The 16891-nt window shown below is 68.1% G+C and carries 15 protein-coding genes and 3 pseudogenes; 7 read left to right on the forward strand and 11 right to left on the reverse strand.

Features of this window, described 5'->3' with window-relative positions:
- Window positions 1-64: 64 nt before the first annotated feature.
- Together EOT10_RS19395 and EOT10_RS19400 are read right to left on the reverse strand one after the other, a co-directional pair.
- Window positions 65-1048 carry an amino acid ABC transporter permease gene (locus tag EOT10_RS19395; RefSeq protein ID WP_127829483.1) on the reverse strand — a complete coding sequence of 328 codons (984 nt, stop codon included), beginning with the start codon at window positions 1046-1048 and terminating at the stop codon, window positions 65-67.
- A 68-nt stretch (window positions 1049-1116) separates the two neighbouring features.
- Window positions 1117-2118, reverse strand: coding sequence for an ABC transporter substrate-binding protein (locus tag EOT10_RS19400; protein WP_127829484.1), 1002 nt, complete (start codon window positions 2116-2118; stop codon window positions 1117-1119).
- A 666-nt stretch (window positions 2119-2784) separates the two neighbouring features.
- On the opposite strand from EOT10_RS19400, the gene EOT10_RS19405 reads away from it, so the two are divergent.
- A complete protein-coding gene (locus EOT10_RS19405) occupies window positions 2785-3585 on the forward strand; it encodes an enoyl-CoA hydratase-related protein (RefSeq protein WP_127829485.1) in 801 nt (266 codons plus the stop codon).
- A gap of 86 nt (window positions 3586-3671) precedes the next feature.
- Here EOT10_RS19405 and EOT10_RS43165 read toward each other — a convergent pair whose 3' ends face one another.
- Both EOT10_RS43165 and EOT10_RS19410 read right to left on the reverse strand, forming a co-directional pair.
- The gene (locus EOT10_RS43165; RefSeq protein ID WP_189491818.1) at window positions 3672-3908 is read right to left on the reverse strand and encodes a TetR-type transcription factor C-terminal domain-containing protein; all 237 of its coding nucleotides are present in this window, start codon (window positions 3906-3908) and stop codon (window positions 3672-3674) included.
- A gap of 251 nt (window positions 3909-4159) precedes the next feature.
- Window positions 4160-4999, reverse strand: a complete 840-nt coding sequence (locus tag EOT10_RS19410; protein WP_127829486.1) for an NmrA family NAD(P)-binding protein — start codon at window positions 4997-4999, stop codon at window positions 4160-4162.
- Between the two features lie 198 nt (window positions 5000-5197).
- Here EOT10_RS19410 and EOT10_RS42035 point away from each other — a divergent pair, with 198 nt between their 5' ends.
- Window positions 5198-5875, forward strand: a complete 678-nt coding sequence (locus EOT10_RS42035; RefSeq protein ID WP_223281083.1) for a hypothetical protein — start codon at window positions 5198-5200, stop codon at window positions 5873-5875.
- A gap of 225 nt (window positions 5876-6100) precedes the next feature.
- On the opposite strand, the gene aspA is transcribed toward EOT10_RS42035, so the two are convergent.
- From aspA to EOT10_RS19445, 6 genes are all read right to left on the reverse strand, one after another.
- The gene (gene aspA / locus EOT10_RS19420) at window positions 6101-7516 is read right to left on the reverse strand and encodes an aspartate ammonia-lyase (protein ID WP_127829487.1); all 1416 of its coding nucleotides are present in this window, start codon (window positions 7514-7516) and stop codon (window positions 6101-6103) included.
- 39 nt (window positions 7517-7555) lie between these two features.
- On the reverse strand, window positions 7556-8572 hold the full coding sequence (locus tag EOT10_RS19425) for an asparaginase (protein ID WP_127829565.1): 1017 nt from the start codon (window positions 8570-8572) through the stop codon (window positions 7556-7558).
- Between the two features lie 11 nt (window positions 8573-8583).
- Entirely contained in the window at window positions 8584-10032 is a 1449-nt protein-coding gene (locus EOT10_RS19430) for an amino acid permease (protein WP_127829488.1), read from the reverse strand.
- Window positions 10029-10706 (reverse strand): FadR/GntR family transcriptional regulator, encoded by a 678-nt coding sequence (locus EOT10_RS19435; RefSeq protein ID WP_127829566.1) that lies wholly within the window; start codon window positions 10704-10706, stop codon window positions 10029-10031. Before EOT10_RS19435 ends, EOT10_RS19430 begins: the two co-directional genes overlap by 4 nt.
- Window positions 10707-10942: 236 nt before the next feature.
- On the reverse strand, window positions 10943-11824 hold the full coding sequence (locus EOT10_RS19440) for an SDR family NAD(P)-dependent oxidoreductase (RefSeq protein WP_127829489.1): 882 nt from the start codon (window positions 11822-11824) through the stop codon (window positions 10943-10945).
- Complete coding sequence (locus EOT10_RS19445; RefSeq protein ID WP_127829490.1) at window positions 11821-12171, reverse strand: cupin domain-containing protein; 351 nt, start codon at window positions 12169-12171, stop codon at window positions 11821-11823. The genes EOT10_RS19440 and EOT10_RS19445 overlap by 4 nt, the downstream gene beginning before the upstream one ends.
- Window positions 12172-12522: 351 nt before the next feature.
- On the opposite strand from EOT10_RS19445, the gene EOT10_RS19455 reads away from it, so the two are divergent.
- The 3 genes and pseudogenes from EOT10_RS19455 to EOT10_RS42045 all read left to right on the forward strand — a co-directional run.
- Window positions 12523-13239: an SDR family oxidoreductase gene (locus EOT10_RS19455; protein ID WP_189491784.1), complete on the forward strand. Its 717-nt coding sequence runs from the start codon at window positions 12523-12525 to the stop codon at window positions 13237-13239.
- Window positions 13220-13942, forward strand: a pseudogene (locus tag EOT10_RS42040) (FAD-binding protein); the annotation flags it as partial. The gene EOT10_RS19455 and the pseudogene EOT10_RS42040, both read left to right, overlap by 20 nt.
- Window positions 13943-14450: 508 nt before the next feature.
- A pseudogene (locus EOT10_RS42045) lies at window positions 14451-14678 on the forward strand (BBE domain-containing protein); the annotation flags it as partial.
- A gap of 93 nt (window positions 14679-14771) precedes the next feature.
- Here the strand turns inward: EOT10_RS42045 and EOT10_RS19465 are convergent.
- Window positions 14772-15563: pseudogene (locus EOT10_RS19465) on the reverse strand (helix-turn-helix transcriptional regulator); the annotation flags it as partial.
- A gap of 210 nt (window positions 15564-15773) precedes the next feature.
- Between EOT10_RS19465 and EOT10_RS42050 the strand changes: the two are divergent.
- Together EOT10_RS42050 and EOT10_RS42630 are read left to right on the forward strand one after the other, a co-directional pair.
- Entirely contained in the window at window positions 15774-16451 is a 678-nt protein-coding gene (locus tag EOT10_RS42050) for a DUF6228 family protein (protein WP_223281085.1), read from the forward strand.
- 306 nt (window positions 16452-16757) lie between these two features.
- Window positions 16758-16886: a hypothetical protein gene (locus EOT10_RS42630; RefSeq protein WP_262985424.1), complete on the forward strand. Its 129-nt coding sequence runs from the start codon at window positions 16758-16760 to the stop codon at window positions 16884-16886.
- Window positions 16887-16891: the final 5 nt, after the last annotated feature.

Genomic DNA, 16891 nt, shown 5'->3' on the forward strand with positions numbered 1-16891 from the left:
CGTCGTGGCGCTCTGTGGAGGGGGCTGTGGCTGCGCGCCTGCGGAACATCATGCGGGTCACCTCTCAGGCATTCGGCGGGAGTTGGCGCATGCCGGGGTGGAAGTCGTCGAGCATCCGGCGGAGCCGCTGGAGCGGGGTGAGGGGTTGATTCCGCACAGAGCCGCGCGAGTAGCGGCGTTCCACGTAGTACTGACCCACGGTCAGGATGGACGTGACCACCAGATACCAGAGGCTCGCGACGATCAGCAGGGGGACGGTGTCGTAGGTGGAGGCGTAGATCAGCTGGACGGAGTGCAGGAGTTCGACGACAGTGATGACGCTTGCCAGGGAGGACATCTTGAGCATGCCGATGGTCTGGCTGCCGGTGGGCGGGATGATGACCTTCATGGCCTGGGGCAGGATGATGCGGAACATGGCGCGACGGCGCGTCATGCCCAGGGACTGGGCGGCTTCCTCCTGGCCTTCGTCCACGGAGAGGATGCCGGCCCGGACGATCTCGCACATGTACGCGGCCTCGTGGAGGCCCAGGCCGAGCAGGGCCGCCAGGAACGGGGTGATGAAGGTGTTGGCGTCCAGGGAGACGAAGACCGGGCCGAACGGGATACCGATGTCGATCCGCGGGAACATGTAGCTGAGGTTGAACCAGAACAGGAGCTGGACCAGCACGGGGGTTCCGCGGAAGAACCAGATGTAGAGGGCGCTGGCGCCGGAGAGCATCGCGTTACTGGAGAGGCGCATGACGGCGAGGACGACACCGCCGATGATGCCGATGGCCATGGCGGCCACGGTGAGCTCCAGGGTCATGAGCAGGCCGTTGAAGATGTTCGGGGACAGGAAGTACTGGCCCACCACCTCCCAGCCGAGGCGGGTCTGCATCAGATGGCCGCGCTGGATCTTCTCGAATCCCAGCGTGTACACGCCCCAGGCGGCGATGAGGGTGAGCACCACCACCGCCACCCACCGCCCGGGGCGGGGAACCGGGACCGGCTTCTCATCGATGAATGTGGGCCCGGCGACAGGCCTGGTCTTCTCCTGGGGATCCGTCATGGTCCCGGCTCCTTCCGGCATCTTCAACTCCTGTTCAGTCAGCGTGAGTCGGCTGCGTCGGGCCCGGATCAGCCGGCGGATCCCGTGTCGTTGATGGCCGGCTGCTTGATCATGATGGGCGAGACGCCCCAGTCGTCGAAGATCTTGGCGTAGGAGCCGTCGGCCACCATCTCCTCCAGGGCCTTCTGGATGGCCTTGTCCAGGCCGGAGCCCTTCGGAACGGCGATGCTGCTGGGGATGTCGGCGGCGATGGTGGAGCCGGTGAGTTTGAACTGGCCATTGGTCTGCTTGATCAGGTAGTTGATGGTCTCCTGGCTGTCGAAGCCGACGTCGGCGCGGCCGCTGCTGACGGCGAGGGTCTCTTCGCTGCCGTTGCCGAAGGTGAGGACCTTGACGGCGGGTTTGCCGTCGGCTGTGCACTTCTTGGACTGGTCCTCCAGCATGGTCTGCAGAGTGGTGCCGAGCTGGACGGCGACGCCTGCACCGCAGAGGCTGTCAAGGCCGTCGTAGCTCTTGGAGGACTTGTTGCTGGTGAAGAGGGTGGAGCCGATCTTGGCGTAGGAGACGAAGTCGGCCTTCTCCAGGCGTTCCTTCTTGGCGTACATGCCGGCCTGGCCCACGTCGATCCGGCCGGAGGCGAGGCCGGGGATGATGGTGTCGAAGCCGGCGTTCTCCAGTTCCAGGGTGATGCCGAGCTTCTGGCCGATCCCCTTGATGAGGTCCGCCTGGTAGCCCAGGATCGTCTTGCCGTCCTTGTCGATGTACTCGCCGGGAGGGGTGGAGGCGTCCAGGCCGATCACCAACTTGCCCTTGTCCTTGTACTTCTGCGGGAGCAACTCGGCGGCCTTGCCGGCCTTGGAGGGATCGGCGGGTGAGATGTTGCCCTTGGCGGAGGCGCCGGCGGTGGAACCACCCGGGGCGGCGCCGGAGGCGGAGGGGCTGCTGGTGGCGTCGGCGCTGGAGCCGCAGGCGCTCAGCGTGAGTGCGACGGCGATCCCGGCGGCGCCGACGACGGCGGCTCGCAGCCTGGCCGGGTGAACGGGTGGGGTGTCCTGGGTCTTGAACAGCATGCGTGAACTCCTTTGGTCGCGCACGTGGTTGAGATGTGACGGTGTGGACGGTGTGCTGGTGTGAGGCCGCGGCCGGCGGCGGGTCTGACGAGGTCCACCGAGGATCCGATTTCTCATCGCTTGATCACCTGGGCGGAGATCGGATTGTCAGTGAGGCCAGGCTCGGCGCGACTGGCGTTCGCTTGGCGCAGCCAATTGGCCTGCAACTACGGGTGAGCGCGATGTTGCCGCTCTGCGAGCCGAACCCGATCCGGCGAGTTCGAGGTGTTCGACATCGGTCAGGTTCATCCTGCTGCCCGTGCTGAACAGTCGCCTGCATTCCGACGGCGCCGAAGACGAGATCGGGTGTTGCGGAGACACCGATGAGCGTCGGCAACGGTCGCGATGACGCGCCGCGTCGCCGGATTCTCCACCTCGATACGCGCTTCGCCGGCCGGTGACGGTCGGCATGCACCGTCAATGACCTGGCCATGGTGGGGCGTTGGCACGAATCCCTCCTTCCAGGGCACGGCCGTTCCACCGCGTGATCGATCGCGGCGTAGTTGGTGACGTTAAAACTAAACACTCACTTAGACAAGAGTTGTGCAGCATGGCTAGCCTCGGCGGTCACAGGGGTATAGATCTAAACGATCGCTTAGAACTGACGATTGGCGGAGGTAACTCATGATGAGTGACACCAAACCGGTGGACCTGCGGGTGGAGGCCGGCATCGCGACGGTGACGCTGAATCGGCCGGACCGGCTCAACTCCATGACCGCGGAACTGCTCCACCTGGCGACGAGCACGTTCGAGACTGTCGCCAGCGATCCCGCGATTCGTGTGCTGGTGCTCACGGGAGCAGGCCGCGCCTTCTGCGCCGGCGGCGACCTCTCCCAGGGCGCCGGCGGAGCGGTCACCGCGGGCGTCGGCCCCGCGTCGCGAGCCAAGCTGCTGCGGCAGTTCATGGAGACGTCGAGGCTGCTGCACGAGATGCCGGCCGTGACCATCGCCGCCGTCAACGGGGCGTGCGCCGGCGCCGGGTTGTCGTGGGCGTGCGCCTGCGACCTCCGCTACGCCTCGGCGACGGCGAAGTTCAACGCGGCCTTCCTCAACGCAGGCCTCTCAGGCGACTTCGGCGGAACATGGACGCTGCCACGCATCATCGGCGCCGGCCGGGCCCGGGAGAAGTACCTGGTGTCCGAACCGTTCGACGCCACCGAGGCGGAACGGATCGGACTCGTCTCACGCGTGTTCGCCGGCCCGGACCTGCTGCCCGAGGTGGAGGCCATCGCCCGCCGGATCGCCGCCTCCGCGCCCCTCGCGGTCTCACGTATCAAGCAGAACCTCGCCGACAGCGCGACCGTGGACTTCGGACGCGCACTCGACCTCGAGGCACAACGGCATACCGAATGCGTGGAGTCCGAGGACGGGAGGGAGGCGGCACTGGCGTTCATGGAGAAGCGTGTGCCGCGCTTCACCGGGCGGTGACAGACTCTGCGCCCGCACCGGTGTGACGGGCGGCTTCGCTGCGGAGAGCGGATCGGCTCGGCAACGGGCCGGTCCACCCGTACCGATCAAGCCCCTTGATAGGTGGGTGACTCGAACTGCGGTGCCCGCGACGCCCCCAGGAGGGAGAGAGCCATGCGCCCGTAGCGCCAGGCGATCTCCTCGGGGCTGAGCGGCCCGGATTCCCGGTACCCACGAGTCACGAACGTGCACATCACGACGACCGCCCGGCTTGCCTCCCGTGGCCGCGGCGCCGTCTCGCTGTCGGCAATGAAGCTGGAGGCGACATCGGACGCGTTCCACAGGACATGTGACTGCGCGGCGGTTGCCGCGTCGCCCGATCCGGCGCTCTGGCGGGGCCGGCGGCGTAGTCACAAGCAGTAACGCCGACCACCCCGCCCTGCACCGATGAGCTCTGCGGGTGCCGAGAAATCATCCGCCCAGGTGACGACCTTGATCGCCGGTCTCTGGCTGTGCCCGCCGATCGCCCCGCTGTCTTCACGTAGACAGCGGGGCGATCGGCTACTCACAGGCTGACATCGCCAGCAAGCCATGGTCAGCGGAAGTCCGCAAGGTGATCCTCGGCCCACTGCGCGTAGGGGCGTGCCGGGTGGCCGGTCAACCGCTCGATGCTGTCGTTCAACGCCGCCGGCTTGCCAACCGTGGCCGCCATCAGATCCAGCAGGGCCCGCACGAAGTCGGCGTCCATGAACTGACTGAGCTGCTGCCGTACAGCCTGGTCCGCCACCTCCTCGAAGCGCAGCTCCCGGCCCAGGGCGAGGCCGAGTGCCTCCACCTGCTCGATCTGGGTGAGTGACTGCGGGCCCGTCAGCTCGTAGACGCGCCCAGCATGTTCGGGGGAGCCGAGTACCGCGGCGGCCGCCTCCGCGACATCGCGCTCGTGCACCACCGAGGCGGCCGCCGACGCGTACGGGCCGCTGACCACATTGCCGCCCCGCAACTGCATCGCCCAGGCAAGCGAGTTGATCGCCGGGAAGAACAGTCGCAGGAACGTCCACCCAAGGCCCGTCGCCCGAATCTCCCGCTCCACCTGTGCGTGGTAGGCGGCGATCACGTCCGGCTGCCGATCTGCGCTGTCGACGACGGCCCCGGAGGACAGGAACACTACGTGCCGCACCCCCGCCTGACGCGCTCGCTCCAGCAGCGGCCGCGCGTCCAAGCCATAGGGCAGCACCAGGAGAAGCTCGGTTACGCCGTGCAACGCGGGCCCCAGAGTCGACGGATCGGTCAGGTCCCCACGCGCCACCTCTACGCCCTCCGGCAGCCCGGCCCGCTCCGGATCGCGAGACAAAGCCCGCACCTGCCTCCCGGCGTCCGCCAGCGTCTCCACGGTCTGCCGCCCGAAGTGCGCGGTCGCGCCGATCACGAGGATCATGACGATTCCCTCCGACTCATGTGCTTGTCCGTACGTCCTGAAGCACACGCTAGGCGCCATATGGGCCAGGTTCTGTCCTAAATGGCGAACGAGCGATGGCCTGACCAACCAGGGCGCTTCTTTTGGATCACTGGTTGCGGAGGCATCCCTGGAGGCACAAACAGCCGCACTGTCAGCACCACCGTCTACGGTGCGACCATGTCGTTTGCCCTGCCCGATGGTCTGCCTCCCGGCCGGTTCCTGTCTTCCGGTCTCGCACGCGTGTGGGTCTCGGACGAATTCCCGCACGACATCGAGCGTCTGTGGCATCGCCTGCTGAGCGAGCCGACAACCTGCGGCCTGGTCCCGCTCATGTGCCGGCCCGATGCCATGGGAAGACCGGTCGGCCTGTCCGATGTGGATGCCGTCAGCCTGGAGGACGTGCTGGCCACGGATTTCGCCGAGTACCGGCGCAGGAGGCTGCCCTTCTGGATGGATCCGACACCGGCTCCGGTGTCTGGAGGCGTGGAGCCGTGGCCACACGATCCCGGTCCCCCCTTCGAGCAGTGGCCGGGCCTGGCACCGCAGATGCCGGCCACGTCCGCAGATCCGACGCCCGACGAGGCAGCGGCGAGCCTGTTGGCCTGGCTGATCGAGACGGGCCAGCGGCGACCAACGCTGTACAGATACGCAGTCTCCCCAGGGGCGATGAGTTTCCGAACGGCACAGGGTGCCGCACGTAGCGGCTGTGCTCCCACGACGAAGGCCGCCCGCAGCCGGGACAGTCGGCCGGCCCCGCCTGGGTGTGCGCACGGCCACCACCGCTGCGTCGGCGGTCACCTCGACCGATCGACCGTCACCAAGCACAGTGTCGTCAACGGACTGACAGACTCGTAGCATCTCCTGCCGGTGCCACGCCCGTCAGCGGCATCGATCAAGGCCTACAAAAATCCAATGTGGGCAGCGCAGACCCTCATCCTCATCGGCCAGACGGTCACCGGCCGGGAGCCGCGTGATCCCCCTAGGAGATGCGCTCCATGACCGGCTGGAAGGTCAGTGACGACGTCGTGATCACGTGATCACTATGGTGCCGCCGGGCCGGTCCTGGGGCGCGTCCGCAGGTCAGGCGAGGGCTGGGCCGTTGCCCGCCACGACCTCGGGCCGCAGCAGGTCGGCGAGCTTCTCGGGTGGCAACATGCCCTTCTCCAGGACGAGTTCGGCCACACCCCGACCGGTGGCGAGGGCCTCCTTCGCGATGCTGGTGGCCGCGGTGTAGCCGATGTGCGGGTTGAGGGCGGTAACGAGCCCGATGGAGTTCTCCACGGTCGCGCGGAGCATCTCGGTGTTGGCGGTGATGCCGGACACGCACCGCTGGGCGAGCGTGAGGCAGGCGGCCCGCAGGTGGGTGATGCTCTCGGAGAGGGAGTGCAGGATGATCGGCTCGAAGGCGTTGAGCTGGAGCTGTCCGGCCTCGGCGGCCATGGTGATGGTGACGTCGTTGCCGATCACCTCGAAGGCGACCTGGTTGACGACCTCGGGGATCACCGGGTTGACCTTGCCGGGCATGATGCTCGAACCGGCCTGTACCGGCGGCAGGTTGATCTCGCCGAGGCCGGCGCGCGGCCCGGAGGACAGCAGGCGCAGGTCGTTGCAGCTCTTGGAGAGCTTGACGGCGATGCGCTTGAGCACGCCGGACATCTGGACGAAGGCACCGCAGTCCTGGGTGGCTTCTACGAGGTTCGCGGCCGTCACGAGCGGCAGCCCCGTGACCTCAGCGAGGTGGCGGCGGGCCGACTCGGCGTATCCGGCGGGGGCGTTGAGGCCGGTGCCGATCGCCGTGGCACCCAGATTTATCTCGTGGATCAGCTCGACGGCTTCCGCGAGGCGGCTGCGGTCCTCGTCGAGCATGACGGCGTATGCCGAGAACTCCTGCCCGAGCGTCATCGGCACCGCGTCCTGGAGCTGCGTACGGCCCATCTTCAGGACGTCCCGGAACTCGACGGCCTTGCGGGCGAAGGCGTCCTGCAGCACGGCCATGACCTCGAGCAGGCCGTGCACCGCGAACACCGTCGCAATCTTGACGGCGGTCGGGTAGACGTCGTTGGTCGACTGGCCGAGGTTGACGTTCTCGTTGGGGTGCAGGTGCTCGTACTGGCCCTTCTCATGGCCCAGCAGCTCCAACGCCCGGTTGGCGACGACCTCGTTGGCGTTCATGTTGGTCGAGGTACCGGCACCGCCCTGGATGACGTCGACGACGAACTGCTCGTGCAGCTTGCCCTCGCGGATCTCGCGGCAGGCCTCGACGATGGCGGCGGCCTTCCTGGGCTCCAGCAGGCCGAGTTCCTCGTTGGCGAGGGCGGCGGCCTCCTTGACGGCGGCGAGGGCGTCGATCAGGTGCGGGTAGGCGGAGATCGGCGTTCCGGTGATGGGGAAGTTCTCCGTGGCGCGCAGGGTGTGGATACCCCAGTACGCCTCGGCGGGGACGTCGCGGTCGCCGAGCAGGTCGTGCTCGCTGCGGGTGGTGGCTGCGGCGGTCATGGCTGTGCGGATCCTCTTTCGGACGAGGGTGTACGTGGGTTACGGGGTGAGCGGAGTGAGCGGGGCGAGCGCGCGGACCGGCCGGACGCTGCCGACCGCCTTGCCACCGCCGAGCAGCGGCTCCCCCGCGAACTCGGCGAGCGCCGCCGGGTCGACCCCGGCCCGGGCGAGGGCGGCCGCGGCCACGGGGATGCGCGCGCGGTTGGCGCCGTCAGCGATCTTCACGGCGGCGGCCCGGCCGTCCGGCAGCGCGGCGACCTGCACGCCCTCGAAGCCGTCCTTGGTGAGCAGCCCGGGCACGGCCCGCATCAGCGCGGCTACGTCGCGGCCGGAACCTGAAGCCATCTCGGCGTGCTCGCGCATCGCGTCCGCCACGCGCGCCTCGGGGGTGCCGGGCGCGGCGGTGGTGATGCGGGCGGCGGCACGGGCGAGGCCGTGCAGGGCGACGGAGAACAGGGGTGCGCCGCAGCCGTCGACGGTCACCTGGGAAATACGCTGTCCGGTGAGGTCCTCGACGGTCTCCGCGATCGCCTGCTGGAGCGGGTGCCCGGGGTCGAGATAGTCGTCGAGGGACCAGCCGTTGAGCTTGGCTGTGTAGAGCATGGCCGCGTGCTTGCCGGAGCAGTTCTGGGCCAACCGGGAGGGCAGGCGCCCCTCGCGCACCCAGGCATCGCGGACGACCGGGTCGAACGGCAGGTCGGGCACATTGCGCAGGTGGTCGTCGGTGACACCTGCCAGTTCGAGGATGCGCCGGGTGCCGGCGAGGTGCCGTTCCTCGCCGGAGTGGCTGGCCGCGGTGAGTGAGAGCAGCTCGCCGTCGAGAGGGAGCCCGGCCCGCAGCATCGCCACGGCCTGTACGGGCTTGAGCGCCGAGCGCGGATAGAAGGCGGCCTCGATGTCACCGATCTGCAGTGCCACCCTTCCGTCAGCGGCCAGGACGACCACCGACCCGTAGTGGATGCCTTCGATGACACCGCCACGTACGAGATGGGCGACCGGGGCGTGGAGGGGCTCTCGGACCACGGGGGCCGAGGCAGGCGGCGCACTGCCGCACATCACTGCCTCGTTCACGTGTCCGCCCCGTCGCGTATCCCTGCAACCCGGCGACGCACTCCGTACCATCCCGCCACGAGCGCCGCCGCGATCAGCGGCAGACACAGCACGGTCGTCCGGCCCGCTCCCCCGTCGGCGTACATCAGCCCGAGCACGGAGACGAGGAAGCCGATGGTCACGATCTCGGTCCACGGCGAACCCGGCAGACGGTAACTCGGCCTGGACAGCTCGCCGTTCTGTGTCTTCCGCCAGAACATCACGTGACAGAGCATGATCATGCCCCACGTGGCGAGGATGCCGATCGCGGCGAAGTTCAGCACGATCTCGAACGCCTCGGCGGGGACGACGAAGTTGAGGCCGACGCCGAGAACGCAGATGCCGCTGGTGAGGAGGATGCCGCCGTACGGGACCTGACTGCGGCTCATCACGCCGGTGAACCTCGGTGCCGAGCCGGACACCGCCATGGAGCGCAGGATGCGGCCGGTGGAGTACAGGCCGGAGTTGAGCGACGACATGGCCGCGGTGAGGACGACGAGGTTCATCACGCCGCCCGCCGCCGGGATGCCGATGTTCGACAGCACGGTGACGAATGGGCTCTGGGCCGCGCTGTACTTGCTCCACGGCAGCAGCATCGACAGGAGGACGACGGAGCCGACATAGAAGAGACCGACGCGCCACATGATGGAGTTGATGGCCTTCGGCATGATCTTCTCGGGGTTCTCGGTCTCGCCCGCGGCGACGCCGACCAGCTCGACGGAGGCGTAGGCGAAGACGACGCCCTGGATGATCAGCAGCATCGGCAGCAGACCGTTGGGGAAGATGCCGCCGTTGTCGGTGATCAGGGACGGACCGGGGGCGTGACCGTCAACCGGGTGCTGGGTGACCAGCAGGAAGATGCCGATGAGCATGAAGACGACGAGCGCGCTCACCTTGATGATCGCGAACCAGAACTCCAGCTCGCCGAACATCTTCACCGATATCAGGTTCACGGTGAGGACGACGGCGAGCGCGAGAAGCGCGATCACCCACTGCGGGATGTCGGAGAACATGCCCCAGTAGTGGGTGTAGACGGCCACAGCGGTGATGTCGGCGATGCCGGTGGTGGCCCAGTTGAGGAAGTACATCCAGCCCGCGACGTACGCGCCCTTCTCGCCGAGGAACTCACGGGCGTACGAAACGAAGGCGCCGGACGACGGCCGGTACAGGACGAGTTCGCCCAGCGCTCGGACGACCAGGAACGCGAAGAGGCCGCAGACCGCGTAGGCGACGAACAGCGAGGGGCCGGCGTCGGCGAGGCGACCTCCGGCACCGAGGAAGAGGCCGGTGCCGATGGCCCCGCCGATGGCGATCATGTTGACGTGGCGGGACTTCAGCGACTTGCTGTAGCCGGCGTCTCCGGCGTCGACGTGCGCGGCCGGTTTCGCGGTGGATGTGGCCTCCTGTTGGAGGGACTGCTCGCTCACGCCTCGGGTCCGCCTTCCGTGGGGGTGTCCGTGCGCGCGGGGCGCACGATGTCGGTGAGGGTGGTCTCCACGCGGTCGAGATGATGGGACATCGCCTCGACCGCGTCGTGTTCGCTGCCGTCGATCAGCGCCTCGACGATCGCCCGGTGCTCGCGGTTGGACTGCTCGCGCCTGCCGCCGAGTTCGTTCAGGAAGGCCGACTGGCGGGCCAGTGCGTCCCGGATCCCCTCGATGACCCGGCGGAAGACCGGATTCTGGGACGCCTCGGCGACCGCGAGGTGGAAGAGCGTGTCCATCGCAACCCACGCGGTGGTATCGGTCTCCCGCTCCATCCGGTCCAGGAGATGGGCCAGGTGGTCGAGGTCCTCCGGGCTGCGGCGTGTGGCTGCGTACCCGGCTACGGGGATCTCGACATGGCGGCGCACTTCGAGCAGGTCGCTGGCCGCGTAGTCGCCGAAGGTGGGGTCCTCGACGGTGTTGGCGACGACGAAGGTGCCCTTGCCGGTCTTGGAGACAGTCAGGCCCATGGTCTGCAGGGCCCGCAGGGCCTCCCGCAGCACAGGCCGGCTGATCTCCAGGCTGCGGCACAGCTCCGCCTCGGAAGGAAGCTTGTCGCCGATGGCGTACTCGCCGCGCTCGATGGCGCCGCGGAGGTGGGTCAGCACCGCTTCCATGGCGCTGACGCGCCGCAGTGTCCCCCCACCTGTCTGGCTGTCTGACAGGTTCACGGGAGTGATCCTGCGGGTAGCGAGAGGGCGCTGTCAAGAAGCGGGAAGAGAAAAACACGAGCCTGAAAACCGGCTTCACATCCCGCGCGATCAGCTGTTGAGCACGCCCGTGGCGTGCAGACCGAACAGCAGCACGCCCCGATCCGGTGGATCGTGGCGTGCTGCTGTTCGGTGTCCGCCGCTCACCAGACCGTGCCGCCTGCGTCCTGTGTGGGAGCGATGAGCTGGTCGGTGAGCGAGGTGAGCCGGCGCTGGGTCTCGGCGGCGTAGGCGAGGCGGTGCGCCTTCGCCCGGCGACTCGCGTTGTAGTACTGGCCGCTCGAGCCCCGCACGCCCTCGTCAATGGCGTGCAACACGGCCTTGGTCCCTTCCTCCACGGAGGACCAGGGGCGCACCCCCGCTTCGGTGACCATCGTGGTGTCCATGTAGCTCGCGGGGTGCACGCAGTTGACCCGGATGCCGTCGCACGCGTACTCCTCGGCGATGGTGAACGTGAAGGCGGCGAGCGCGAACTTGCTGCGCGTGTACGCCTCCATGCCGTCGTAGCGCCGGGTGAACTGGACGTCGTCCGGGTCCACGGGGCTCTGCCCGATCGACCCGATGTTGAGCACCTGGGCCGAGCCGGCAGCGCGCAGCGGGGTACGCAGTGCGTGGGTAAGGACGACCGGTGCCAAGTAGTTGACGGCGAACCGCAGTTCGTAACCGTCGCGACTCACCGCGCGGCGGCGCGCGTCGCGGCCCGCGCCCACGCCCGCGTTGTTCACGAGCAGCCCCAACGAGGAATGCTCGGCGGCCACCCTTCTGCCGAGTTCGGCTGCCTCCCCCAGCGAGGACAGGTCGGCGAGGTAAGGGGAGGCCGTGCCGCCCGCCGTGCGCAGTTCCTCAACAACCGCGGCGCACCTGCTCTCGTCCCTGCCATGCACCAGAACGGTCCAGCCGCGGGCAGCGAGGGCCCGCGCGAGGCTGCGGCCGAGGCCGGAGGTGGCGCCGGTGATCAGGGCGGGTGCGCCCGGCCGCTGCTGTCCTTCGCCGCTCTGCTCTGCTCGACGCTCGTGTCGGCTCATGAACTCGGTCCTTCCTCCGGCGCCGTGGGCGTGCGGAGTTCGATGGCGACCATGACGAAGGTCTGGTCGGAGAGGTTGCGAACGTAGTGCCGCAGTGCCGCATGGGCAGGGACTCGCCGCGGTTGTGCACCCACCTGTCCCGTCTCCAGCGTCACCGTTTTGATCAACTCACCGTTCTCGTCCAGGGATTCACCGTGCGCCCCGGAGAGCACGACTGTCACCCAAGGGTGGCGGTGGGTGTGCGCGGGCCGCTGCTCGCCGGGGGGAACGGTCTCCACCCAGCACTTGACCTGGTCCTCGTCGATGAGCAGATCGGCCCCCAGTTCTTGCCTGGGCTCAAGCGGCATCCCGCACCTCCGGGCGCGTGTGGGTGGGGAGGGACGCGGCGATCCGGGAGAGGAGCCGCCGCGGGTTGTCGACTGCCATAACGCCGGGGCAGGCCGATGCACCCGACGACAACCCATGGTGGCGCGCCCGCGAACGCCTAACCAGGTGGTGTTCCAACTAGCATGATTCCTCGCCTCCCTGCCCTTCGCGCGAGCTGACAGCGTCATTTCCGGCCGGGTCGCCAGCTTCACCTTCGTCCCGGCCGACGGCACTCATTCGCTCGTGACCAGGAGACGACCTTGTCCACTTCCCCCGTTTCCCCCGTTTCCCCCGTTTCCCCCGTTTCCCCCGTTTCCCCCAACTCCCCCGCATTGCCCGATTCACTGTCCGGCGCCCGCGTCGTGGTGATCGGCGGCTCATCCGGCATCGGCAAGGCGGTGGCTCGCCAGGCCTCGGCAGCCGGCGCCCAGGTCGTCGTCGGCTCCCGCTCCCAGGACAAGCTGGAGCAGACCGTCAAGGAGATCGACGGCATCACCACCGGTGTCGTGGACGTGACCGACGAGGAGAGCGTGCGCGCCTTCTTCGCGGACATCGACTCCCTCGACCACCTCGTCGTCTGCCCCGGCGACATGGCCGTCGGCTCCGTCTACGACGTTTCCCTCGACGCCGTGCGCGCCGCCCTCGACACCAAGATCGTCGGCCAGCTCCTGAGCGTCCGACACGCCGGGAAGAAGATCTCCGGCGAGGGATCGATCGTGCTGATCGCCGGTGCAGCGGGCTTCAAGTCGTACGCCGACATGAGTGCGACCGCCGCGGCCAACGCGGGCATCGGCGGCATGGGCCGCTCCCTCGCCGTCGAGCTCGCGCCGGTGCGCGTCAACGTCGTCGTCGGCGGTCTGATCGACACCCCGCTGTGGTCCTTCCTGCCCGACGACGCCCGCGCGGGCCTGTTCGAGCAGACCGCGCAGGGCACGCCGGTGGGCCGCGTCGGACAACCTGACGATGTCGCGGCGTCGGTGCTCCACCTGCTGCAGAACACCTTCGTGACCGGCGCGGTGCTGCACGTCGATGGTGGCGGCACGCTGTGAGCGAGGCGGCACGCGGCGGCGCGACGGGTCTTGCGGGGCCCGTCGCGCCGCCGCGGCCGCGGGCCGGCCGGCTCACCGTGCTGCCGCTCGCGGCCGCCTGCGGACTGTGTGTGGCCAACCTCTGGCCTCTAACCTCTGCTACCTCCAGCCGATCCTGCCCGAGCTCGCGGCCTCCCTGCGCCGTGCGCCCGGCTCGCTCACGTCGTCCGTCTTCGCCACCCAGGCCGGCTACGCACTGGGCCTGTTCGCCCTTGTGTCACTGGGCGACGCGGTCGACCGCAGACGGCTGCTCACCGCCCTGGTGACCGCAGCGGCCGCCGTGCTCGCGGTGATCCCGTGGGCCGACGGGCCGCCAATATCCGCTCCCGGCACGTCCACTCCCGGCGCGCCCGCGACGCTGTCGGTCCCCGCGCAGAGCGTGGCCCCGATCAACCGGGCCGACCCCCGCTGCCTCTCCCTGACCACGCGCTCGCGCAACACCCGCTTCGCCGGCCGCCCGGACCGCGTTCACGTGCCGCGCTCCGCTGACGACGTGCGCCGGGCAGTCACCGCTGCTGTCCGCGCCGGATCCCGGCTCGCAGTGCGCGGCGGCGGCCACGGTCTGGAAGGCCTGGTGAATGATCCCGCGGTACGCACGCTCGTAGACCTGTCTGAGCTGAATGACGTCACGTACGACCCAGGGCGGCGGGCCTTCGGCATCGGCGCGGGCGCCGGCAACTTCGGTGTGGTGACGCGACATTGGTTCCGCTCGCCGCAGGCTGCGGCAGACGCCCCGCAGGACCTGCTGCCGAGGCCCCCGGAGACGGTCCTCTTCACCACCGCCGAGTGGCCCTGGGAGTCGCTGGGCGAGCAGGACTTCGCACGGCTCGTCCGCAACCATGGCGGCTGGCACCGCCAGGAGGACAAAACCGATCCGGCGTACGCGAGCCTCTACAGCGCGCTCCACCTCAACCAGCGTGTGGTGGGCCGGATCACGCTCACCGCCCATCTGGACGGTTCGGAGCCCGGCGCCCGCAGGCGACTCGAGGAGTACATCACGGCGGTCGGCGCCGGGGTGCGCACTCAGCGCCGGGTCACCCACGCCGCCATGCCGTGGCTTCGGGCCACCCAGCGGGACGTGGAGAACCGCGGGGAGCTGACACGCTCCAAGAGCAAGCGGGCCCATCTGCGCCGGCCGTACTCCACCGCGGAGGCCGAGCCGCTGTTCCGAAGAGTTGTACGCGGAGACGGGCGGCGTGCCCGTCTCCGACGCACGCACCGACGGCTCATACATCAACCATCCGGACGTGGATCTGGCCGATCCCCGCTGGAACACTTCAGGCGTTCCCTGGCACGCGCTGTACTTCAAAGGGAATTACGCCCGGCTCCAGCGGGTCAAGGCCGTCTGGGATCCGCAGGACGTCTTCCGGCACGCTCTGTCGGTTCGGGCGTCCGACTGAACCCCCGGCCGACCGGAGCCGCACCCCGATCCGCTCCTCGACCAGGTCGCGGAAACGCGCGATCAAGTGGCTGTCCAGGACGGGCTGGTAGACGACGAGGGTCGCGTCCGCGCCGGCGAGCCGCAGCTTCACGTAGCCGAGTTCGATCCGCCCCAGGGTGGGATGGTCGAAGCACCGCACGGAAGGGACGGACGGCGCGAGGTCGAGCCGCTTCCACAATTCCCGGAATTCCGGGTATTCGCCCTGCAGATCGTCGATCAACTTCGCGTATGCGGGGTGGGCGAGTTGGTCAGCGGCCTGGGCGCGGAACAGCGCGGCCGCCTCGAGAGCGTCCTGTTCCCAGTTCGGGTGCATTTCCCTGGCCCGCTCGTCGAAAATCATCACGAGGGTGTTGCGCCGGTATTGCTCGAGGGTTTCGAAATAGGGGAACAGTGCGCAGAACCCATGGTTCCAGGCCAATACATCAAAGCGATGGTTGACGATGAAGGCCGGCAGTGGATCCTGGAATTCGAGGAACGTCAGATACTGCTCGGGAATACCGTCCCGTGAACACGGTTCCGGTAGCCCCGGAGCTAACTCGCCGGCAAGGCGGAACAGATGCCCAGTCTCCGTCGTATCGAGTTGCAGGGCACGCGCGAGACCGTTCAGGACCTGGCTCGACACCCTGATCTTCCGGGCCTGTTCGAGCCACGTGTACCAGGTCACGCTCACCCCAGCGAGCTGGGCGAGCTCTTCCCGCCGTAGGCCCGGAGTGCGGCGGCGCCCATATGAATTCTTGATGCCGACGGCGTCCGGTGTGAGTCGTTCGCGTCGGCTTCTAAGGAAGGCGGCGAGTTCTTTTCGTTGCTGTTCGGTGATTTCCATGCTGACTCCCCATAACATCATGAACCCACCGGATTGCGGTGGGTCCGGTCAAACATACAGTCAGCACCCGCGCCTACGAACATGCCACCTTTGACAGAGTATTTCCGAAGGTTTTACCTAAAGTCTCCGCGATGGCTTCGCCATCCTGCCCGCAGCGCCTGCGGATATCTCGCGGGCAGACGAGTCGGGCTGTACGCCGTATTCTGCCACCCCCGCGGCCGCCATCCGTCCATGAACAGCCAACGGAATGACGGTGCTGAAACTGTGTTCTGTGCCGCCGAAGATGGACGTCCATCAAGGAACGCAAAACCCCAGGTCGCGGCGGGTTTCGTACCCGGAGCCTGCGCACATGATGGCGGAGGACGACGCTCCTTCCCGGAAGAGCGTGACGACTTGATGCTCGACTTCGTGGTGAAGGCTCAAGGCGAGTCGGTGACGATCGAGGTCATGGTGAGGACCTGGGCCGGTGACCGTCTTGACGTCTTCCTTGCTGGGCCGGCAGAAGAGTTCCGAGGATGGGACGGCACTGGTGCTCCAGCCGTAGATCGTGATCTTGCCTGGCCTCTGACAGCAGATCTTGACAATGTGTCAGCAGCTCCCGGTCACAGTCGCTCCGCCGATCGCGCGGCAGACGTGCAGGTCGCGACAGAGACTCGCCTTGGCGGCGAGCGGGTCACCTGTCACCATCAAGCCGTGGTCAACCTTTCGAAGATCGTGAGGCAGGCAGACGTCCTCCTCGACCTGATGGGCGTGGCGGTCGGCTCGATGCTGTTGGTGGTGGGCATCGAGACCTACCGCGGCGATGGTTCGGTGGGCTGGCCCATAGCCGGATCAGTGCTGTTCCTGATCAACCTCTGGGTAGCCGGGCGTCGATTCGCCCGGCGCAGGAGGCCGACTCCGTCGCCGTAGCGGCACACAGGCAGCCGCCCGTGTAGCGACCGAGACTGTCGTGGGCGGACCGGGTGGTGATCGCCGCTCCAACCCGGCGGCTCCCCCACGAGCAGCTGCGCCGGCACCGGATCGTCACCCCAGCCACTTTGCTGTCCTGGCACCGCGAGCTGGTTTCCCGCACATGGGCATACCCGCAACAAGGGCCGGGACGGCCGCCACTGGAGCCACGCTCGTGGTCCTGATCCAACAACTCGCCCGCGACAATCCCACCTGGGGCTACATCCGCATCCAAAAAGGCTCACTCACTCCATCGGCCTGTACGGCGTGAGCGCATGCCGCGCCTGGCGAGCCGCTGCACCCGCGCAACTCTTCCCCGGCTTCGGCAACGTGAGCGAGCGCGCCATCACCGAGGGCATCGCAGCCGTCGGTGTCCTGCTCGCAGACGGACCGTAGAGTAC

Source organism: Streptomyces antnestii (assembly GCF_004005495.1).
Lineage (GTDB): Bacteria > Actinomycetota > Actinomycetes > Streptomycetales > Streptomycetaceae > Streptomyces > Streptomyces antnestii.